The organism is Paracoccus sediminilitoris, assembly GCF_003259195.1.
Lineage (GTDB): Bacteria > Pseudomonadota > Alphaproteobacteria > Rhodobacterales > Rhodobacteraceae > Paracoccus > Paracoccus sediminilitoris.
In genome coordinates this window covers 1-20,333 of record NZ_QJPK01000031.1, presented here as the reverse complement: position 1 = coordinate 20,333, position 20,333 = coordinate 1, and the positions used below count along the sequence as shown (strand labels likewise).

The 20,333-nt window shown below is 62.2% G+C and carries 17 protein-coding genes and 1 pseudogene; 12 read left to right on the top strand and 6 right to left on the bottom strand.

The genetic code is table 11. The features are described 5' to 3' along the window. Positions 1 to 82: 82 nt before the first annotated feature. Positions 83 to 220: pseudogene (locus tag DKT70_RS16000) on the bottom strand (transposase); the annotation flags it as partial. A 98-nt stretch (positions 221 to 318) separates the two neighbouring features. Between DKT70_RS16000 and DKT70_RS15995 the strand changes: the two are divergent. The 5 genes from DKT70_RS15995 (at position 319) to DKT70_RS15975 (ending at position 5,724) form a co-directional block, all read left to right on the top strand. Next, positions 319 to 1,812 (top strand): hypothetical protein, encoded by a 1,494-nt coding sequence (locus DKT70_RS15995; RefSeq protein ID WP_158530117.1) that lies wholly within the window; start codon positions 319 to 321, stop codon positions 1,810 to 1,812. A 3-nt stretch (positions 1,813 to 1,815) separates the two neighbouring features. Next, positions 1,816 to 2,772: a glycosyltransferase family 2 protein gene (locus DKT70_RS15990; RefSeq protein ID WP_111560081.1), complete on the top strand. Its 957-nt coding sequence runs from the start codon at positions 1,816 to 1,818 to the stop codon at positions 2,770 to 2,772. A gap of 172 nt (positions 2,773 to 2,944) precedes the next feature. Continuing rightward, positions 2,945 to 3,586, top strand: a complete 642-nt coding sequence (locus tag DKT70_RS15985) for a VPLPA-CTERM sorting domain-containing protein (protein WP_111560080.1) — start codon at positions 2,945 to 2,947, stop codon at positions 3,584 to 3,586. Between the two features lie 78 nt (positions 3,587 to 3,664). Further along, positions 3,665 to 4,819 (top strand): glycosyltransferase, encoded by a 1,155-nt coding sequence (locus DKT70_RS15980; RefSeq protein ID WP_111560079.1) that lies wholly within the window; start codon positions 3,665 to 3,667, stop codon positions 4,817 to 4,819. Continuing rightward, a complete protein-coding gene (locus DKT70_RS15975) occupies positions 4,816 to 5,724 on the top strand; it encodes a glycosyltransferase family 8 protein (protein ID WP_111560078.1) in 909 nt (302 codons plus the stop codon). Before DKT70_RS15980 ends, DKT70_RS15975 begins: the two co-directional genes overlap by 4 nt. Here DKT70_RS15975 and DKT70_RS15970 read toward each other — a convergent pair. From DKT70_RS15970 to DKT70_RS15955, 4 genes are all read right to left on the bottom strand, one after another. Further along, complete coding sequence (locus DKT70_RS15970) at positions 5,721 to 6,731, bottom strand: glycosyltransferase family 61 protein (RefSeq protein ID WP_111560077.1); 1,011 nt, start codon at positions 6,729 to 6,731, stop codon at positions 5,721 to 5,723. The genes DKT70_RS15975 and DKT70_RS15970 overlap by 4 nt on opposite strands. Before the next feature lie 2 nt (positions 6,732 to 6,733). After that, on the bottom strand, positions 6,734 to 7,603 hold the full coding sequence (locus DKT70_RS15965) for a CpsD/CapB family tyrosine-protein kinase (RefSeq protein ID WP_111560076.1): 870 nt from the start codon (positions 7,601 to 7,603) through the stop codon (positions 6,734 to 6,736). A gap of 18 nt (positions 7,604 to 7,621) precedes the next feature. Further along, on the bottom strand, positions 7,622 to 9,148 hold the full coding sequence (locus DKT70_RS15960) for a GumC family protein (RefSeq protein ID WP_158530115.1): 1,527 nt from the start codon (positions 9,146 to 9,148) through the stop codon (positions 7,622 to 7,624). 215 nt (positions 9,149 to 9,363) lie between these two features. Next, on the bottom strand, positions 9,364 to 10,374 hold the full coding sequence (locus DKT70_RS15955; protein ID WP_158530113.1) for an acyltransferase family protein: 1,011 nt from the start codon (positions 10,372 to 10,374) through the stop codon (positions 9,364 to 9,366). 403 nt (positions 10,375 to 10,777) lie between these two features. Between DKT70_RS15955 and DKT70_RS15950 the strand changes: the two genes are divergently transcribed. Next, positions 10,778 to 11,542: a WecB/TagA/CpsF family glycosyltransferase gene (locus DKT70_RS15950; RefSeq protein WP_111560073.1), complete on the top strand. Its 765-nt coding sequence runs from the start codon at positions 10,778 to 10,780 to the stop codon at positions 11,540 to 11,542. Positions 11,543 to 11,549: 7 nt separating this feature from the next. Here the strand turns inward: DKT70_RS15950 and DKT70_RS15945 are convergent, their stop codons facing one another. Continuing rightward, positions 11,550 to 12,371: an ExeA family protein gene (locus DKT70_RS15945; protein WP_233490625.1), complete on the bottom strand. Its 822-nt coding sequence runs from the start codon at positions 12,369 to 12,371 to the stop codon at positions 11,550 to 11,552. Between the two features lie 455 nt (positions 12,372 to 12,826). Between DKT70_RS15945 and DKT70_RS15940 the strand changes: the two genes are divergently transcribed. From DKT70_RS15940 to DKT70_RS15920, 6 genes are all read left to right on the top strand, one after another. Further along, entirely contained in the window at positions 12,827 to 13,537 is a 711-nt protein-coding gene (locus DKT70_RS15940) for a sugar transferase (RefSeq protein WP_233490624.1), read from the top strand. A 69-nt stretch (positions 13,538 to 13,606) separates the two neighbouring features. Continuing rightward, positions 13,607 to 16,114 carry a tetratricopeptide repeat protein gene (locus DKT70_RS15935; RefSeq protein WP_111560071.1) on the top strand — a complete coding sequence of 836 codons (2,508 nt, stop codon included), beginning with the start codon at positions 13,607 to 13,609 and terminating at the stop codon, positions 16,112 to 16,114. Between the two features lie 136 nt (positions 16,115 to 16,250). Continuing rightward, the gene (locus DKT70_RS15930; protein ID WP_111560070.1) at positions 16,251 to 16,859 is read left to right on the top strand and encodes a polysaccharide biosynthesis/export family protein; all 609 of its coding nucleotides are present in this window, start codon (positions 16,251 to 16,253) and stop codon (positions 16,857 to 16,859) included. Between the two features lie 32 nt (positions 16,860 to 16,891). Continuing rightward, positions 16,892 to 18,217, top strand: a complete 1,326-nt coding sequence (locus tag DKT70_RS15925) for a hypothetical protein (protein WP_146612661.1) — start codon at positions 16,892 to 16,894, stop codon at positions 18,215 to 18,217. A gap of 173 nt (positions 18,218 to 18,390) precedes the next feature. Continuing rightward, positions 18,391 to 18,597: a hypothetical protein gene (locus DKT70_RS17840; protein ID WP_146612660.1), complete on the top strand. Its 207-nt coding sequence runs from the start codon at positions 18,391 to 18,393 to the stop codon at positions 18,595 to 18,597. 968 nt (positions 18,598 to 19,565) lie between these two features. After that, positions 19,566 to 20,333, top strand: a protein-coding gene (locus tag DKT70_RS15920) for an IS5 family transposase (protein ID WP_111560068.1) whose coding sequence is annotated in 2 segments (ribosomal slippage) — positions 19,566 to 19,923 and positions 19,923 to 20,333 — 769 coding nt annotated over the 2 segments. Because the reading frame shifts where the segments join, the coding sequence is not laid out codon by codon here. This gene is flagged as partial in the annotation.

The following is a 20,333-nucleotide window of genomic DNA, read 5'->3' as shown; positions in this document are numbered from 1 at the left end:
TCTGCGATGGTGACCAGCGTTGCCTAAGAACTGACGCCAGACGTAGGTCTTAACCTGCGCCTATTGTTTGGTCTGGTTCCAGTCTTATTGCATTGCGGTTGATGAAGATTATCCTGCTCAGAACACGACGATGATCTACCCGGGGGCGGCCATGGGTCTTCGGAAAGAACGGCTCGATCCGTGCCATCTGGTTGTTGGTTAGCCAGAAAGGATTTCTCACCACACCCTTCTGTAATTGGAGAGTGTGAACTACGCCGCCAGCGGCACCGCAAACCAATTAATGGGCCCTGAGCCTAGGAAAATGCTGCGCAAAAGGCGATGGCGTCGGATCAATGCCTGTGGCAAGAAACACGCATGATTTCGATGGTTGTGGTCCTGTCCTGGCCCTTTGTGGTATTTTGGCTGTTTGCCAAGCGAACACCGGCTGAGGCCGTGGTGGCCGCTATTTTAGGGGCCTATCTTATGCTGCCCCGGAACTATTCGATCGATCTGCCAGCTGTACCCAGTCTGACCAAGGATTCGATCTCGGCAATTGCTGCCATGGTGGCGGGATCCATGATGGTTTCGGCGGAACGCCTGCGTGCACTGCCCCTTGGAGCAGTCCAGCCGGGCTGGCTTCCGCGCAGTCGGGCCGTGCAATTGCTGTTGGTCCTCCTTGCTGTTGCAACTGTTCTAACGGTGCTGACCAACGGCGACCGCTTGATCTATGGGGGGGGGCGCGTGCAGCCGGGCTTACGCCCCTATGACGTCGCCTCGACCTTGGGCAATACGCTTTTCACGGTGCTGCCCTTCTTGCTGGCGCGAAAATATCTTGCTCACCCTGAAGGACAAAAGACACTGCTGATCGGGTTAGCAGTCGCGGGTTTGGCCTATTCGCTTCTGGCGCTTTATGAGGTGCGGATGTCGCCGCAACTTAGCCGGATGATCTATGGATATTTTCCCCATGATTGGCGCCAGCATCTGCGGGGCGGCGGCTATCGACCGGTGGTTTTCTTGCAGCACGGCCTGTGGCTGGCAATTTTCTTTTGCGGGTCGTTTTTAGCGGCACTCAGTCTTTGGCGCAACAGCGAGGGCAAGATGCGCGGTCGCTGGATGTTGGCATCGCTCTGGATGTTCATGGTGCTGATCTTATCCAAAGGGATTGGCGCCTTAGGCATCGGCATTCTTTTGGGGGGCGTCATACTGTTCTTACCTGTTCGCCTTCAGGTTTTTTCTGCAGCCCTCTTTGCCGGCGTGCTGATGACCTACCCGATGGTGCGAGGGGCTGGTCTGGCACCAACGGAGCAGGCCTTGGCGCTGGCTTACAGTGTTGACCCACAGCGCGAAGCCTCGCTGCGCTTTCGGTTCGACAACGAAGACATTCTCCTAGAGCGGGCCAACCAGCGCCCTTTATTTGGATGGGGTGGTTGGGGACGAAACCGTATGATTGACGACAAAGGTCAAGATATCAGCGTGACTGACGGCTACTGGGTGATCGCCATCGGCAGCAAGGGTTGGCTGGGTTACATCGCCGAGTTCGGGTTGCTGCTGATCCCCATGATCTTTATGGGTCTGCGCTGGAAAAGCCTTGCCTTAACGTCGGCCACTGCAGGCATCGCCATGGCATTGACCGCCAACATGATCGACCTTATCCCCAACGCGACATTGACCCCGGTCACCTGGATCCTGGCAGGGGCACTGGCCGGGCGGCTGGAGCTGGGACGTGTGGCTGCAGACAGCGCGGTCCAGCCGTCCGAACCCGTGCTCCGGCGCAACGCTTATACCCGACAGGTCCGCCGCCATCCCCCTCCTGTCCTGACCCACGGAGCTTGAGGCATGATGCCCGACCCTATCGACGCCATCGCCATCGGCCGCAATGAGGGCGCCCGGCTGCTGGCCTGCTTGGACAGCCTACGCGCGGCAGGGCTACGCCATATTGTCTATGTGGACAGCGGATCGACCGATGGCAGCATCGCCGCTGCCGAGGCGCGGGGCGTGACCGTCGTGCCCTTGGACATGACCTTGCCCTTTACCGCCGCGCGGGCCCGGAATGCGGGCGTGGCCGCCCTTCCCGAAGGGGGCGCCCTTATCCAGTTCATCGATGGCGATTGCAGCTTGGCATCCGGATGGATCGACAAAGCTGCGGGCTTTCTGGCCGCCAACCCCGCCGTGGCGGCGGTCTGCGGGCGGCGGCGCGAGATCGCGCCCGAGGCTTCCATCTATAATCGCCTGATCGACCGCGAATGGGACACGCCCGTGGGTCAGGCCCGCTCCTGCGGAGGCGATGTGCTGATGCGCCGCGCGGCCTTTGAGGAAGTTGGCGGCTTTGACCCGCGCTTGATCGCCGGGGAGGAGCCCGAACTCTGCGTGCGGCTGCGGCAGGCGGGTTGGCTGATCTGGCGCCTGGATGCCGAGATGACCCGCCATGACGCGGCCCTTTATCGATTCGGACAGTGGTGGCGCCGAAGCCGCCGCGCGGGTCATGCCTATGCCGAGGGTGCGGCGCTGCACGGGGCTCCGCCCGAACGCCACAATGTCGCACAGACCCGCCGGGCCCTGATCTGGGGCCTGGGGGTGCCGGTGGCGGCGATCCTGGGCGCGCTGCTGCACCCGCTGCTATTGTTAATTCTGCTGCTGTGGCCCCTGCAGATCGCGCGGCTTGCCCTGCGCGACGGCGATCCTGTCCGCGCGACCTTCCTCACCCTGGGCAAGATTCCCGAGGCCTTGGGCGTCCTGGAATATCGCCTAAGGCATCTGACCGGACAAGGCGGGCGCCTGATCGAATACAAATGACGCCAAAGGACGACCTGAAACCGACAATCATCAATTGAATATGCTTTCTTGAAAATCAGGCGTAAATTGAATCGTGCGTTGCTTTTCTGCGTTAGCTTTCCTTTGCGTGATCAGTCTGTTAACAAAATAGTTAATATCGATCCCGAGTATCATTTTTTCCGGAGATTCTCCCATGCGCGCGTTTCGCCGTTTTTCCGCCTTGTTCGCCGGACTTTTCCTGCTCTCCGCCGCCTCCTCCGTTTCCGCCGCCTCCATCAAGAACATCGACCTGCGACTGAGCTACGGGGGCAACAGCTATTTCAATGCTGTCGTCCTAAACCCGCAGTCCCAAATAGTCCTGTTCAGCGGCGACCGCTTGGACCAGACGGACGACCTCTGGGGCCTGCCCCGGTTGTTCGCCTTTGCCGTCGGAAAGATCTTGCGCTTTACCGCGCAAATCGACACCGATTTGGGTATTGTTCAGTCCTGCAGCCTAGGCGGGCTGAACTGTGCCACGGGCGCGACGCTTGACCCGAACCCGCAAAGCCCCCTCAGCATCTTCTATGGCAATACGGGTCTCTTCAGCGGCGGCCTTTCGGTGGGCGACAACCTGACCTATGATGTCATCCCCAGCACCGACCCGCTGGACCGCTTTACCGCTGTCACGCAGACCGGCGATTTAGCGGCCTGGTTCGTCTGGCGCGGCAATTTCACCGTGGTCGAGGAGGTGGTCCAGCCAGCCCCGATCCCGCTGCCGGCCCCGGCGCTGCTGCTTCCGGTGGGCTTGGCAGGGCTGGGCCTGATGCGACGGCGGCAAAAGCGGATCACGGGCTGATCCAGCGGCACTTGGTCTGGGCTTGGACGGCAAAGCTGCTATGGTCCCGGCAGAACGGTCACGGCGGAGATACAAGCATTGCTGGATTTGGGACATGGCCTGCGCGCCCGCGCTGCGCGGCGCAGACTTGATCGCGTATACGCCCCGGCGGCGCAGGCCCTTCTGGCGGCGGGCTTCGGCGCCGGGTCCGGCCCCAGGGTGCTGATCCTGCATCACCCCAATCGCATCTGCTGGGCCAGCATCTATCCCTATTTCCACTACGGCGCCGATCTGGCCGCCCGCTATGGCAGCCGCATCCGTGCGCGGCCCATCGATCAGCTGATGCAGGACCGCGCCCCGGCCGCCGACATCGTACTGATCCAGCCTTGGTTCACCGAGGATATCGACCGCTTGGCCACGGCTATCGCCCGCTATCGCGACCGCCACACCCCTGCGCGGGTGGTATTTCTGGACAGCTTCGCCCATGTCGACCTGCGCTTTGCCCGCGCGCTGGAGCCGCTGATCGATCTCTATCTGCGCAAGGCGCTGTTCCGTGACCGACAGGCCTTTCTGACCCCGCGCCGGGGGGACACGAACCTGACCGAGTATTACATGACCCTTTACGGCCTTCCCGGAGAGGTCGTGGATTGGCAGGTGCCGCCGGCCATGCTGGATCGGTTGGGCCTGATGCCCAATTTCCTGACCGCGCCGCATCTGATGCCGCAGTTTCAAGGCGCACTGCCAGATCTGGACCATCGGCCCATCGACCTGCATGCCCGCATCGCCACCAAAGGCACGCCCTGGTATCAGGCGATGCGCGAACATGCCGCCCGCGTGGCCCAGGATCTGCCCGGCATCGTCACCACGCCGCGCGACAAGATCGACCAGGCCCGCTTTCTGGACGAGATGCGCCGGTCGCGCCTGTGCTGGAGCCCCTTCGGCTATGGCGAGCTGTGCTGGCGCGACATCGAGGCGTTCATGACCGGGGCGGTGCTGATCAAGCCCGACATGGGCCATCTGGACAGCCTGCCCGACCTTTATCGTCCCGGTCGCACCTATCTGCCCGTGCGATGGGATTTCGCAGATTTCGAACAGGTCGTGCGCGAGGCCTTGGCTGATCCGGCCCGGCTGCGCCGGATCGCGACCGAAGCCTTCGAGGCCTGCCGCGCCTATGTGGACGGGGGGCGCTTCGTCGACGATTGTGCCGCGGTCCTGACGCCGCCAGATACCCGGACCGAAAGGAAGACCGCATGACGACGCTGCATGTGATGATGTGCGCCAATGACGGCTATGCGATGCCGCTGACGGTGGCGGCGCATTCGCTGCTGCATCACGCCGATCGCGGCGTCCGGATCGAGCTGCATGTCGTCACAGACGGGTTTTCGCCCGACAACACCGCTCGCGCCGAGCGCTGCCTGCGCGCGGCCCATCCGCAGGTGGAGATCGTCTGGCACCGCAAAGACCCGCGCGCCTTCGAAGGGATCCGCGTCGGGCGCTATTCGGTGGCGGCGCTGTTCCGGCTGCTGCTGCCCGAGCTGTTTCCCACCGATATCGACCGCGTCCTGTATCTGGACTGCGACATCGTCGTGGAACGCGACATCTCGGAGCTGTGGCGGCTGGATCTGGGCGACAAGGCGGTCTGGGCGGTTCAGAACGGCACCGATGACGACCTGCAGAACTACGTCCTGTCGAAGTTCCCCGAGATCCAGGCAGGCCCCGAAGCGCGGTATTTCAATTCCGGGGTGATCTTGGTCAACATGGCCGAATGGCGGCGGCAGCGCGTGTCCGAACGCACGCGCGACTTTCTGCAACAGCACAGCGATAGGCTGATCTTTCCCGATCAGGACGCGCTGAACGCCGTGCTTGCCGGGCATTGGGGCAGCCTGCACCCGCATTGGAACAAGCAGATCCTGCGCGCGCATCAGCCTGAACAGGCCGCCTTCGACGATCCGGGCATCCTACATTACACCTCGCGCAAGCCTTGGACGCCGGAATATATGCAACGCGCAAAATGGGTTTGGCACCGGGCCTATCTGCGCAGCGGATGGGACCGGGGCACCGCAGGCTATGTGGCCATGGCGCGGCTTTACGGGGGTCAGCTGTGGCGGCACAACAGCCGCCGCGCCGGCGGGCGGGTGCGGCGGCTGTTGGGCCGTTAGGCCGCAGCCTCCAGCGCCCGCAGAAGCGAGACCGGATCAACTTCGAACCCGTCCAACGAATGCTCGCGATAGATCCTAGCGGACAGGTCATAGGCCGGGCGAATGTAATCCGGCTTGATCCGCCCCCGTACGCCCGTCCAGGCGCAGCCCACCTGTTGCGCCATCAACCGGAAAAAGTCGGTCATGTGGCCCGCAGGCAAGATCTCGACCAGATGGCGCAGTGGCGCATCGGGATGGCGATAGAGCAGCGGCGCCAGCCCCGCCCCATGGATGCCGACGATGGTTTCGGCCGTGTTGAACAGGTGAAACTGATCGGCCGGAGACAGGTCCTCGGGATAGATGGTGACATGGCCCCGCTCGGCCAGGGCGGCCTCGATCTCGGGCTGGTTCAGGATGTGGCGGGTGCCACGCCGGGCCAGGAAGACATGGCGGGGTAGGTTGTCGGAAGGCCCCTGCCACAGCCGGTCGATCACGCCCGCCTCCTCCAGCCAGCGGCGGCGATCGGGAATGGTGATGTTGCGGCTTGGCTGGAAGGCCACGCCCGGGCCGGTCACCGCCCCGGCTGCGCATTGCGTGCGCAGCCCCAGATGCGCCGCCCCCTTCAGAACGAAGCCCGGCGTGTGCAGGGGCAGGATCAGGGTCAGATCGCTCGGGCGCAGGTCCAGCCGATGCATCAGGGCAAAGGCCAGCGGCGCGTGCAGGTTCAGGAAATGCGACCAGTTCTCGGGGCTGGTGAAGCGGCAGTCCATGCCCAGCCCGCCCTCCAGCGGCACCGCGGCCGGCATCTTGCGCAGCCGCGCGCGCCAGCCGCGCGGCGCGGGCGGGGGGGCCATGCGGTCCACCAGGCCGAAGGGAATGGCGCCACCGGGCGCCAGGCGCCCGGGCAGCAGGATTTCCTCGCAATCGGGCACGGCGCGATCGACCAGGAACGACCGTGCCGTGAACAGCCGCGATGGTGCCAACGGAAACGGCTCGACGATGATCTGACGGTCCAGCACCCCTGCCATGATCAGCCGGTCCCCTCGATGGCGTCGAACTTGCCGTCGGCATGGCGATAGCCGTTCAGCACCACGCCCAAGACATTGGTGTATTCCCCGACCTCGCGCTCGCAACTGTCGAAATCGCCATAGCGGGTCTGTTCGGCCCGGGCCAGGATCAGTGCGCAGTCGACATGCTGCAGGAAGGCGCGGGCATCATCCCCGATCAGGATCGAGGGCAGGTCGAAGATCATGATGTCAGGCGCGTAATCAGTCTGGATTCGCGCCAGCACCTCACGCGTGCTGTCCGCCATCAGCAGGCGCGTAGGGTCGGAATCGGGGATCCCCGACAAAGCTAGGGCTAGGTTCGGGCCAACACGCACCGCATGGTCCTGAAACCGGGTCTTGCCGCTGAGGAGTGGGGTGATCGATGGCGCATGCTTAAGGCCCAGCTTTTCGGTCACGGTTGGCGCGCGCAGGTCGAAATCGAACAGGATGGTGCGCAATTCGGGCTGGCGGCTAAGTGCCAAGGCCAAGTTTACCGAGGTGGTGGTCTTCCCGGATTGCGGCATGGGCGAAGTGATTGCCAGACGCCGCCAGTTGCTTTGACGCATCTGATACAAGATCTTGGTGCGTAGCACGTCGAAGGGCGCCGATTCCACCGAAGCGTTCAGCGACAAGATGCGGGAATGGATAAGATCGCTTCGGTTCAGCTGTACCTCGCGCAGCGCGGCCCAAGCCGCGTCGGTCGTCACGACCGGCTGCTCCGGGACCGTATCGACCGGCAAGTCTTTCGCATCCGAACCCGGGGCTGCGTCCTGCGGTATGGTCCCCGATGCGCGTCCCTCTTGGGCGGCACGCTGGCGTCGGGCAATCTCGATGGCGGCTTGCAGTTTTTCCATTGGAACCTCTCCGGGCGCTCAGCCTAGGCCGAGACGCGTGACGACCTTCTGCGTCAGCACGTCGAGCGGCATGTATTGGGTATGCAGCGTGGCAAGGCCCAAGGGGATCAGAACTATCACCGCTGCGATCAGTGCCAACATAACGCTTCGGCGATGACGGCGTTCTTGGCGCGTCTCGATATAGGGGATCACCGCCAGCGGCGTGATCTGAAACCGCGACCGCAGTTCTGCGGGTCGGCGGATGGCATTGTTCAGAATCTCCATCAGCACAAAGAATGCTCCGGCCAGACCCAGGCCCACACCGACGCCCATCGCGGCGATTTTCTTACGGTTCGGTCCCGATGGCTGGTTCGGCACGCCCGCAGCTTCAAGCACGCTGATGCGCTGCCCCTGCGAGGATGACTCGATCCGCTCCACGGTGCGGGCCTGGCTCAGGTCGGCAACCGCCGCATTGTAGCGGGCCTGAATATTGGCCTGGTCGCGTTCCAACGCCCCGAGCGTGATCGAATTGGTAGCCGTGGCCGAAACGGCGGATTGCACGGTTTCCAACTCGGCATTGGCTTGATCCAGTTCGGATTGCAGGGCAGTCATGCGGGTGTCGATCTGGGACAGGCTGACGTCCAGAATCGTTGTCTCGCTGCCGGCACCGCCTGCCGCGCCGGCGGTCTGGGCCTGCAGTTGTCTTTCAGCTGCGGCGATGCGGTTGCGCAGCGAGGTGACGCGGGGGCTGTCCTCGGCATAGACGCTCAGCACGCCGCTCAGCTCGGCGCGCAACTGCGCAAGCTGCTGCTCCTCGACGGTCTGCGGCTGCGCGGTCTGGCGGATGTTACCGGTCTCCTCAAATAGCCTGACCATGTCTTGGCGCTGCGTCTGAAGACTGGAGAGCTCGCTCTCCAGGCGCGAGATGCGTTCCTGAAGCAGGGACTGGCGGTTCTGGTTATAGGTCAGGTTCTCGGGCAGGGATTGCGAATTGCTCTGTTTGAACTCCAGGATGCGGGCGTTCTGCTGGTCCAAATCGGCACTCAGCCGATCAACCTCCTGCTGGAAGAACTGCAGCCGCTCCTCGGCCACGTCGACGCGGTTGCGGGTATTGGCGCTGAGGATCAGGGTCGTGAATTCATTGACGACCGAGGCCGCGATTCGCGGATTAGGCGAGGTAAAGCTGACCGTCATCAGCGTCGCCTGGTTGGCGCCGCTCGTGCGCCGGATCGATGTCGAGCTGCGCATCCATTGCAGGCGTTCGTCTACAGTCATGCCCGGATAGGCCGCAAAGACGTTCAGCTTGTTGGCGATGTCGATCAGATTGGCGCGGGTCAGCAGCTGCTGCTCGATGACGTCCAGCCCTTGGGCGGTGGTGTCATCGCGGCTGTTTGTCTCCTGCTGCAGGATTTGCGGGTTCTCGACCAGCAGGCGGGCCGATGTCGTATAGGTCGAGGGCGCCCGGATCGCCGAGACCACCCCAAAGGCCGCGCATATGATGAACAGCGCCAGCATGATCGGCAGGCGCCGGATCAGCAAGGCCCAGTAGAAACGTAGATCGATCACCGGCGGCCCTCCTGGAAGCGCGAAGCCCGATGCCGACGATGGGATTGTAGCAAGTCTGGGGCAAAGGTCACGGCGTCATCTCTCCAATCGGGCAAGGCTTGTATAGTCCGACCGGGTGCGTCTTGACCAGCGCAGCCCAAGAGATGCCACCCAAGTTTAAGTAAAAGTGACGTCCGCTTCGGATCGCTGTTTCATAAGTTGGGGATGAATCCGGCTCAGGCCGACCGCTGGACCGGTTTTGCGACAGGGGCGCGGCGATGCAGACCCAGAAACGGCAATGCGGTTATGCGATGCCGCGACAGCATCTGCGCCAGGAAGACAGGCCCGGCCAGGCCCGCGCCTAAGGCCAGCGCAAAAGCGATCGGCACCGGTGTTCCTGGCATGACCGCGTCGACCACCTTCAGCATCCCGGCGGTGAAGAAGACATGGAACAGGTAGATCGGATAGGACTGCCGGCCAAGCCGGGCCATCACGGCGCTATGTGGCCGCAGCGCCAGCAGGCACAGACAGAAGGTCAAACCCAGGACGATCGCGACCGCGCGGCGCCCCATACCGGTCAGAGCGTCTGAATAGATCGCCAGAATCACTCCCACCGCGAAGGCCCCCGCCACACCTGCCGCCGCAACCAACCGCCGCCCCGAAAACAGCCAGCAGGGCCGCAATGTGGCGACCAGAAAACCTGCCGCAAAGAAAGGCGCGAGCTTCCAGGCCTGCATGACTGCAAAGACGTTCAAACTGACCCTGAAGGGCGAAATGTAGAGAGCCGCGCCCAGCAGCCCGATGATCGTGGCCGTCAGGATCGCGTGCCCTCCGCTGAGGGCCGAGCCCAGATAGAACGCCGCCATGATCAGGAAGGTCGCCTGCAGGAACCAGAAATGCGCAAAGGGCATCCAGAAGATTTGGGCCAGGGGAATCTGTTCATAGCCCATGGCATGACGCGTCAGCCAAAAGACCGTCCCGACCGTCGCCATGGGCAAGAGCAGGCGGCGCGCCTTCTTGACGATCTGCGGCCAGGGCGGCCCCGTCAGCGCCGGAAGGACCATGCCTGACAGGAAGCTGAACAGTGGCATCCGTAAATCGACCAGCGCTAGGTTGGCCCGCGCCATCCAGTGGCTGGGATTAAGCTGCAGTCCGTTTTCGGAACTGCTGCCGACCACGTGGAAGGCCACCAAGCTGATGCAGGCGATCGCGCGGAGGGTATCGATATGGTCGCTGCGCCGGGGCACGGCGGGGGAGGGTGAATGACGCAAAGGATACTCTCAACATTCAGTGGAAACCGTGGCATCTTCCGGATCTGCCGCAATCAGGGTCTTGCGCCGCGCAAAGGGACCACGCGGGGGCAGGCAAGCGGCCGATCATGTCCTAGGGCGGGAAAATCGGCCGTCTTTAACCATTTTCCCCGCAACTGTCGAAGGGGGTGATACCTTGCGGAATCATGCCCGAAAGGACTGCAAGAAGGGCAGCACTCCGTCGGGTCTGTCCCTGTGTCATGACCATGGCCATCGTCAACATTGCATTTTTCTGCCACGCACAACCGGGAATTGCAGTTGCGGAAATCCGCCGCCATAGGCACCCTTTCGGCGGCGGCGTCGACGCGCTATAGGGGGACGACATCATCTGGAGCTTTCAATGATCGACTGGTCCGCCCGCCAGGCACCGGGCAGCATGCTGCAGGTGACCGCCCCCGATCTGCCAGCGCTGCTGGCCGACCTCGAAGAGCATTTTCGGGCGCGGCGGGGCTTCGCGCTGGCAACGCTGAATCTGGATCATCTGGTCAAGCTGCGTTCGGACACCGCCTTTGACCGCGCCTATCGCGCGCACAGCCATGTCACGGCGGATGGAAACCCCATCGTCTGGCTGTCGCGCCTGGCCGGGCGTCCGGTGACGCTGATCCCTGGATCGGACCTGATCGGCCCGGTGACCCGGCTGGCCGCGCGGACCGGCACGACCGTCGCGCTGTTCGGTGCGACGGAGGCGGCCCTGGAGGCGGCGGGCGACGCGTTGGCCCAGGCGGCACCCGGCCTACTCATCGTCGCCCGCATTGCGCCACCAATGGGGTTCGATCCGACTGGTCCGGCGGCCGACGAGGCCATCGCTCGGATCGGCGCCTCAGGGGCGGGGCTGTGCCTGCTGGCGCTTGGTGCCCCCAAGCAGGAGATTTTTGCGGCCCATGCGGCGGCGCGGCTGCCGCAGACCGGGTTCATGTCAATCGGGGCGGGCTTGGATTTCCTGGCAGGCACCCAGACCCGTGCGCCAGCCTGGATGCGCCGACTTGCGGTGGAATGGGTGTGGCGGCTGGCCGGCAGCCCACGGCGGATGGCGGGGCGCTATGCCCGCTGCTTCGCGATCCTGCCCAAGGAGGCGGTTCGCGCCCTGTCCGCCCGCCGCGGCTGAAGGCGTCTCAGGGCAAGGTTCGCTTGACGTCCCCATGGGCAGCCAGAACCAGCCGCTCCTGAGCCGGCTCTTCTTTGCGTGCGGTCAGGATCAGCCCGTCGGCGATCAGTTCCTCGATCAGGAGAGCATCGACCGTGCTGGCCCCGCTGGCCGCAGCATAGACCAGGGCCAGATCCGCAATCTTGTTGATCAGGCGTGGGATGCCGCCGGCTTCGGTGTGGATGCGCGCGGCGGCGGTCGGGTCGATCTCGTCGCCGCTGCCGCCAGCCTGCACCAGCCGGTGGCGAATGTAATCGCGCGAAGTGTCCAGCTCGAAGCTGTTCAGGTGAAAGGTCGCGCTGACGCGCTGAGCAAACTGGCGCAATTCGGGGCGGGTGATGATGTCGCGCAGTTCGGGCTGACCCAGCAAGATCATCTGCAATAGCTCGTCCGTGCCCGAGTTGATGTTGGTCAGCATCCGCAGCTCCTCTAGGGTTTCGGCCCCCAGGTTCTGCGCTTCGTCGATGATCAGAACCACCAGCCGGGCCGCGGCATATTCAGACAGCACAAAGTCTTGGAAGCTTTGGAACAGCGCAACGTAATCGGCCTGCGGCGGAGTCGGAACATCGAAGGCGTTCAGGATCCAGCGCAGCAGATCACCCCGGTCACCTCGCGCGTTCGAAATCAGCCCGACCTTCATGCTGGCATCGGTCTGCCGCAAAAGTGCCTGGATCAGAGTCGTCTTGCCCGTCCCCACCTCTCCGGTGACCACGGTTAGGGGCGCACGGGTCATCAGCCCGTATTCCAGCACCGCATAGGCACGCTTGTGCCGGTCTGACCAGAACATCATCGACGGATCCGGCAGGATTGAGAACGGGCGCATCCGGAGTCCGAAATGCTCGAGATAGAAATTGCTCACCACAGGCTCCGATCAGGGAAGATGCATCTTAGCGCAATATGGCCCCTGGAGGCCAGAGAGGGACCTCTGCGCATTTGCAGCATTTCTAAGAAGAGAGCGACTGCGAATCGCTGCAATCGCAACCGCCTCTGGCAATGCTGCAGTGCAAAGAAATCGCGCCATCTGCCCCTTGCGCGATCACAATCGTGTTGTATGGCGCAAACTGCCACGATCCACCCGGTAAAGTTTTAACTAATTTTTAATCTAATGGTTCAGCTTGCCGAAAGGGCATGCTAGTTTGTATGTACATGCACGAAATCAGGGACTGATGTTTGGTCTTCTGGAAAGGTTTCCAGCCTGATGTGCTGACAGTGTCCATGGTGTTCTCCCCCAGGAGATGGAGTTTGATGATGACGATCAGCGCGAGAGAGTTCGAAACGGCATTCGTGGCGACAGACCTGACCAAACAAGCCCCGAAAGCTGCCCTTGCGCCTGATGCCAAGCTGCGCAAAGACCCCTATCGCAAAGGGGCGAAGCGCGCGTTCGAATCCTTTGTAATTTTCGCTGCGCTGCCAATCGTGCTGCCCTTCGTGCTGCTGATGGCGCTGATCATTGCCTTGGACGGGGCCAATCCCTTTTTCGCACAAAAGCGCGTGGGCAAGGATAACAAGGTTTTTAGGATCTGGAAGCTGCGCACCATGGTCGCCAATGCCGAAGAGAAGCTGGAAAGCTATCTTCAGGAGAACCCGACCGCGCGCGCCGAATGGGACAGCACCCAGAAGCTGAAGTCCGACCCGCGGATCACGCCCGTCGGTCGCCTGCTGCGCAAGACGTCGATGGACGAACTGCCCCAGCTTTATAACGTGTTGAACGGCACCATGTCGCTGATTGGCCCACGCCCAATGATGGTCGACCAGGCCCCGCTCTATCGCGGCCGCGCCTATTATCGCCTGCGTCCCGGCATCACCGGCTTGTGGCAGATTTCGGCCCGCAACGAGTCGGAATTCACCAGCCGCGTGCGATATGATGAACTCTACGAGCGCAGCCTGTCCTTCCGGAATGACCTTGGAATTCTGGTGCGAACGATTAAGGTGGTTCTGCGCGGCACGGGCTACTAAGCTCCGCGGTCATTATCGTGCGGTCCAGGCAGAAAGCCAAGATTGCCGATCAGTAACGAGATATCTTTCATGATTGCCGATACCGCCCCCCGTCCTGCCCGTCGAATCGGCCGGCATGCCGGATTTCGCCTGTCCGTCGCCTTTGTACTGGCTTTGGGAGTGGCGGCATGCAAATCCTCGGAAGAGCAAGCCGATGAATACTATCAATCAGCCCTGCAACTGATCCAAGAGGGCGACACGGGCCGCGCCGCCGTGCAGTTGCGCAATGTCTTCAATGAGGACGGTACCCATTACGACGCGCGTAAGACTCTGGCGGAACTGCACCGGCAGGAAGGCCGCATCCGCGATGCCTATAGCCAGTATCTGCGTCTGGCCGAACAGTATCCCGATGACCTGCCCACCCGCATTGCCCTGACCCGCCTGGCCGTTGAAACGGCTCAGAAGGATGAGTTCGAGCGTCATGCGACCCGCGCGCGGGAACTGGCACCCGACGATTCGGATGTTCAGGCCATTGCCCTGTCCCAGGATTACCTGAACCTGCCCGAAAATGCCTCCATGGAAGATCGGGCGGCGCTGCTTGATCAGGCCGCGCGCCTGGCCGAGAGCCGGCCGGACGATGTCCTGCTGCTGACTATGCTGCTGGATCGCGCGGCGCGCATGGGCGACCTTGATCAAGCTGGCGAGTTGATCGACCGGCTGATCGCGCTGCAGCCCGACAATCCCCAGCGCTATGAGCAGCGGCTGGCCTGGCTGGTCGAGCAAGGTGACGATGCTGGAATCGAAGCGCATTTGAGGGCGACGGTTGAACAATTTCCCGACAGCCTGGATGCCAAGGGCGATCTTTTGGCCTTCTACGTGACGCAGAACCGTTCCGAAGATGCCGAGGCCTACCTGCGCGAGCTGGCGGCGACCGCGCCTGAGGGCGACAATGCGGCCCGGATCGATCTGATCCGCTATGTCGAGATGAATCGCGGCACCGACGCCGCCCGCGCTGAGATGCAAGCTGCCCTGGACCAAGGCGGCGATCCGCTGGTCTTCGGCACACTGCTGGCCGGTACGGATTACGCGGCCGGCCGCCAAGACGAGGCCATTACCGCGATCCAAGGCCTGCTGGAGGGACGCGAGCCCTCTGCCGAGGTTCGAAACGTCCAAGTGCAGCTGGCCCGTATGCTGATCGATACTGGGCGCACTGAGGAGGCCCGCCCTCTCGTCGCGCAGGTCTTGGCCGAGGAGCCGGGCCATGTCGGCGCGTTGAAACTGCAGGCCGGTTGGGACATCGAGGCCGATCGTATCGATGACGCCATCCTGGCCCTGCGCGCAGCGCTGGACAGCGATGCTGATGATGTCGAGGCGCTGAACCTGATTGCGAACGCCTATTACCGCGCCGGTGAGCCGGATCTGATGCGGGATTTCCTGGCCCGCGCTGCCAAAGCCTCGGGCAATGCCCCGGCCGAGACGCTGCGGTTCGCCCAGAGCCTTCTGTCGGAAGGGCGCGCGCGTCCGGCCGAGGATGCGCTGCTGCCCGCACTTCGCGCCGAACCGCAGAACGTCGCGTTGCTGGCGCTTTTGGGGCAAACCTATCTTGCCATGCCCGATCTGCCCCGCGCCGGGGGCGTGCTCCAGCGCCTGCGCGAACTGGACACCCCCGAAGCCATGCGTGCCGCGCAGGAGCTGGAACTGGCACAGTTGGGCCGTGAGCAGGGACAAGACGCCGCGCTAAGCCGCCTTCAGGAACTGGCGGCCGATTCCGACGGCGATCTGGACGCCCAGATGACCCTGCTGCGCGCACGGCTGGAGGCGAACGATCTGGACGGGGCACAGTCCCAGCTGGACGGCCTGCTGGCCGACGATCCGCAGAACCGCATGCTGCGTCAGGCGGAAGCAGTCCTGGCATCGGCAGGCGGCCGCAATGACGAGGCGCGCGCCATTCTGGACACGCTGATTAAGGAAGATCCTTCCGAAATTGCGCCCCATCTGATGCGGCTGCGCCTTGCGTCGCAGACCGAGCCGCGCGACGATTCGGTCGCGCTGGCATTGGTTGATGACAGTCTGGCGCAGCTGCCCGACAATCCGGACCTGCTTTGGGCCAAGGCTGGCCTTCTGGAGCGGACCGGAGATATCGACGGCGCCATCGCGATCTTCGAGACGCTCTATGCGCAATCATCGGATGCCGTGGTCGTGGCCAACAACCTGGCTAGCCTGATCGCCACGCATTATGCCAATGATCCCGAACGTCTGGCTCGTGCCACAGTTGTCGCGCGCCGTCTGGCCGGGACGACCGTTCCGCCCTTCATGGATACCTATGGATGGTTGCTGCATCTGAATGGCGACAGCCAGCGTGCCTTACCCTATCTGGAAGGAGCCGCCGAGGCACTTACCGAGGATGCTGCCGTGCAGCTGCATCTGGGGATCGTCCAAGCCGCCTTGAGCCAAGAGCAGGCCCAAAGTCAGTTGGAGCAGGGCCTTGATCTGGCAGGCGACCTAGAGGGAAGCACCGTGGAGACGGCCCGCAACACGCTAGAGCGCCTGCGCAATCCCGCGGCGACCGCTCCGGACGAGGCCACGCAGACAAACTGACACAGGCTGCAGACCGCACTGGCCTGGCGTTGCAATTTCGGCGCGCCGCAGCACGAAGCACAAAATTCGAACGAAAAAGCTGTGCGATAAAGGCCGCATCGGCATATCGTAGGGACAAGATGGAAGGTGATCCGCGATGAAAACCATGATGCGCATATTGATCGGGCTGGCGCTGTGCCTGCCCCTGTTTTGGACATCCATAGCCGATGCCCAGGAATATCGGGTCCGGGCCGGCGACCGCCTGACCATCGAGGTCCTTGAGGATACCACACTGAACCGCACTATTCCTGTCCTGCCGGGCGGGACAATCACGTTCCCCTATGCCGGCAGCCTGCAGGTGTCGGGTCAGTCGCCCACCGCGATCGGTAACCGCATCTCGCAGTCGCTGGCCGGTGTCCTCGCCTCTCCGCCGACGGTTTTCGTGTCGGTGACGCCGCTGGACCCCATGCCCATGGTCGAGGCCCCCGAGGCCGTGCTGATCAACGTCTATGTCATGGGCGAGGCTTCCTCGCCCGGCGCCAAGAACGTGCCGCCCGGAACGACCTTCCTGCAGGCGCTATCCCAGGCTGGGGGACTGACCCCCTTTGCCGCGACCAAGCGCATCCAGCTGCGCCGTCCCTCCATGCCGGGCACGGTCATCTCGATCAATTACGACGCGATCATGCGCGGCGCCGCCATGTCCCAGGACCCCGTCCTGGCTGAAGGCGACGTGATCATCATTCCTGAACGCAGCCTGTTCGAATGACCCCCTTGCGGCGAGGTATGACGGGCTCGCTGATGCTGTCCGCCGCTCTGCTGACGGGGGCGACCTTTCTGCCGGGCATGGCCAAGGCGCAGGACGATTCCGACTTGGCCCCGCAGGCCCAGCTGAGCGTTTCGCAGCAGCTATCGCTGGATAATGGCGATTTGATCGGGCGCATCCCGCTGGATCTGTCCTTGCGGACGGGAACCCGGTCCGAGGTGTTCGGCATGACGGCCTCGGTTCCGTTGCGCTTGGGTGATCCCGATGATGAGGATGATTTCGGCATCGGTGATCGTCAGGCGGAGCTGTTCTATCGCCGCTTCGCCCGTCAATCCTCGATCGAACTTCAGGGACGCTATGTCGAGGCCGATCTGGACCGGCTGATCTTCTTCGACGAACTGGTCGACGACATTGTCACGCTGGATGGCGGTCGGCGCGCCGATACCGGCCTGCGCGCCGGCTATGCCTTCGGAAGCCAGTCCAAGCTGGGCGGAGAATTCAACCTGGGCTATTTGGATCGCCGCTATATCGACACGACCGATCCCGACCTGACCGACAGCCAGACGATCGACGGCGCTGCCACGATCTTTCTGGAGCCGACCCCGCTGATCCGCGCCCGCATCTTGGGATCGGCCTTGGAAACCGAAAGCGAGGGGACCGGGACGGATACGCGCCGCCATCGCGCGGGTGTCGGCGCTTCCATACAGGCCAACCGCCGGATTAACCTGGACTTGGAATTGGCACAGTCCTCTATCCGTCGTGAAGATGGAGATACTGGCCTTGTCGACGAGAGCGATGGTCTGTCCTGGAGCGGCACCGCCACCTATCTGCGCCCCTTGGGTGATTACACGCTGACCGTCAGCAGCGATCCTGGAACCGAGGGACGGCGCGACCGTCTGAAATTTGGCCACAGCCTGGAACGCCCGACCTATACCCTATCCCTTTCGGCTGGCGTGACGCGGCTTGATGGAGGAGATTTGGATCCGACCGTGCAGTTCGCCTATTCACGAGAGTTGGACCGTTTGTCTCGCGCCCAGCTGAGCCTGCAGCGCGACGCCATATCGGACCTGGATGGAAATGAGGCGATCAACACCAGCTTGCGGGGCAGCTACAACCGGCAGTTGGACGAACGGTCATCGGTTGGGATCTCGCTGTTCTTCCGCAAGAGTGAGGTGCAGCGGGGCGACCGTCAGGATGCACGCAGCGTGGCGCTGGACATCAGCTATTCCCGGACGATCAGACAGGACATCTCGGTATCGGCCGGGGTGAACGTTGTCCGTTCCCGCGAAAGTGACGGCCTGCGCGACGATGACGACCGAATCTATGTCGGTCTGGGGCGTAGCTTCAATTTCCTGCGCTGACCCTTCCGGACCACCGTCGGCGCGCCACGGTCACTATCATCGCGACCAGCGCCAAAATCAGGAATAGGCCGGACCCGGACAGGGGCACGGGGGCCAAAAGCGTAGGCTCTCTACCTCCGCCGGCTGTCTGACCACTGCTGCCCGGTGGCGGAGTGCCATCGGGTCGTCCGGGTATGACCGGCCTTGTCCCCGAACCGCCGCCGCCGCCAAAACCCGATATGCCTGGAAAGCCGGAAAACCCTCCAAAAGAAAGACCTGCTGGCGCCCCACCTGGGGTTGCCAACAAGACTGGCGTCGACACGGCCGGTCCAGGCAAGGGCAATGCGCCTTCCAATGGTAAAAAAGCCATCGCATCGAAAGGCATGTCGAATTTCGCGTAATAGACGTTATCCCCCGACACGATCAGGATCATGTGGTCACCGTACTGATCACGTTCCACTGCCCAGGCCGCAGGGCGGAAACCTATCCCATCGAAAAAATGCAAGCAGGGGTCATCAGAGGAACAGAGGGGCTGCTGCACTTCCAGATCGGTAAGATCCGAGAGGCACAGCAGTCCCTCGACCTCTGCACAAAGCGCAGAAGGATAGGATACGGTCATGGTTTGAAGGCCTGGGTAAAAGGGTACTCGCTACTGGTGGTTTCAAGTCATGCTGACAGATAGAGGATTCAGAAACGGATCCGTCTGGTATCTGCAAAGCCAAGAAAGCTCTTGGCGTCTTTGTACAGGCATCGACAGGTCGGGCGTTCTTCAGCATGTTGATGAACCGCAATGCTGCACAGTGCATAAAGCGCATGCTCTACACCGACACGCATCTCGTGTGATCTGCTCTCGGAGAACTGCCAGTGTTCCGCGCCGGAATTACCGATCATCGCCTGACCGTTTGCCTAATTCTTGCGGCAGATCGCGCCATGGAAATCCATTCCTAGCAATCCCCAAACTCCCCAAACTTTGATCCAAAGCAGAGCAATGATTGGCTGGTTTGTGCCCCTTCAGAGCGCGGACAGTGCGAATGAAACATTCAAAGAACATACATTCTTGGTCCAAATTGAGGTTTATGCCAATCTAGCTAAATTTTGAGCTGAAAATTTTAATTTCATTAATTTTAAATTAATTTAATCACCAGCGTAAATTTCTTTTGTAAGTTGAATATAGCTAAATGAATGAACTTGGCATACCTGTTTTTCTGGACAGGTTGAATGCCAATCATGGTTAACACGTTTTTTTTAAATAATGATATGCCGTTTTGTTCAGGTTTTCGCTGGCCACTCATATGAACTTGTCTAGGCTCCAGACCCATTGATTTTACGCCCTTTGCGTGATTCAGGCCGCCGCAAGGAGACCTGATCAATGAGCAACCTGTTTTGGCTGACGGAGGCGCAGATGGCGCGTCTTCGTCCGTTCTTTCCCAAGAGCCATGGCCACCCGCGCGTCGATGATCTGCGTGTGCTGAGCGGCATTATCTTCATCAACCGCAATGGCTTGCGATGGTGCGATGCGCCGAGGGAATATGGACCGGCCAAGACCCTTTACAATCGCTGGAAGCGTTGGAGCGATAACGGCGTCTTCGCCCGGATCATGGTCGGCCTGGCCGCCGAGAGCGCCGAGCACAGGACCATCATGATCGATGTGAGCAGGCGAACGCCATGCGTTCGAGTGAGCCTGCGCAAGTATCTGAAGGCGCATCGCACGGCTTGCAGCCTGCGCGCCAAAAAGGGGGGCGTGGCCGCCAGATCGGTCGAACGAAAGGCGGCATGAATACGAAGCTGCACGCTGTCACCGATGCGACAGGAAGACCTATCCGGTTCTTCCTGTCGGCAGGACAGGTCAGCGACTACACCGGAGCGGCGGCGCTTCTGGACAGTCTGCCGCAGGCCGACTGGCTGCTCGGAGACCGCGGCTATGACGCCGACTGGTTCAGAGAGGCATTGACAGACAAAGGGATACGCGCCTGCATCCCCGGTCGAAAACAGCGCAAGAAGACTGTGAAGTACGACAAGCGCCGATACAAGCGACGCAACAAGATCGAGATCATGTTCGGCAGGCTCAAGGATTGGCGACGAGTGGCAACCCGATACGATTGCTGTCCGAAAGTATTCCTCTCAGCCATCGCTCTCG

What these genes read in the sequence shown, in the direction of transcription:
- DKT70_RS15995 (WP_158530117.1), top strand. Translation starts at nt 319, where the DNA reads ATGGCGTCGGATCAATGCCTGTGGCAAGAAACACGCATGATTTCGATG.
- DKT70_RS15990 (WP_111560081.1), top strand. Translation starts at nt 1,816, where the DNA reads ATGATGCCCGACCCTATCGACGCCATCGCCATCGGCCGCAATGAGGGC.
- DKT70_RS15985 (WP_111560080.1), top strand. Translation starts at nt 2,945, where the DNA reads ATGCGCGCGTTTCGCCGTTTTTCCGCCTTGTTCGCCGGACTTTTCCTG.
- DKT70_RS15975 (WP_111560078.1), top strand. Translation starts at nt 4,816, where the DNA reads ATGACGACGCTGCATGTGATGATGTGCGCCAATGACGGCTATGCGATG.
- DKT70_RS15970 (WP_111560077.1), bottom strand. Translation starts at nt 6,731, where the DNA reads ATGGCAGGGGTGCTGGACCGTCAGATCATCGTCGAGCCGTTTCCGTTG.
- DKT70_RS15965 (WP_111560076.1), bottom strand. Translation starts at nt 7,603, where the DNA reads ATGGAAAAACTGCAAGCCGCCATCGAGATTGCCCGACGCCAGCGTGCC.
- DKT70_RS15950 (WP_111560073.1), top strand. Translation starts at nt 10,778, where the DNA reads ATGATCGACTGGTCCGCCCGCCAGGCACCGGGCAGCATGCTGCAGGTG.
- DKT70_RS15945 (WP_233490625.1), bottom strand. Translation starts at nt 12,371, where the DNA reads ATGATGTTCTGGTCAGACCGGCACAAGCGTGCCTATGCGGTGCTGGAA.
- DKT70_RS15940 (WP_233490624.1), top strand. Translation starts at nt 12,827, where the DNA reads ATGATGACGATCAGCGCGAGAGAGTTCGAAACGGCATTCGTGGCGACA.
- DKT70_RS15935 (WP_111560071.1), top strand. Translation starts at nt 13,607, where the DNA reads ATGATTGCCGATACCGCCCCCCGTCCTGCCCGTCGAATCGGCCGGCAT.
- DKT70_RS15930 (WP_111560070.1), top strand. Translation starts at nt 16,251, where the DNA reads ATGAAAACCATGATGCGCATATTGATCGGGCTGGCGCTGTGCCTGCCC.
- DKT70_RS15925 (WP_146612661.1), top strand. Translation starts at nt 16,892, where the DNA reads ATGCTGTCCGCCGCTCTGCTGACGGGGGCGACCTTTCTGCCGGGCATG.
- DKT70_RS17840 (WP_146612660.1), top strand. Translation starts at nt 18,391, where the DNA reads ATGACCGGCCTTGTCCCCGAACCGCCGCCGCCGCCAAAACCCGATATG.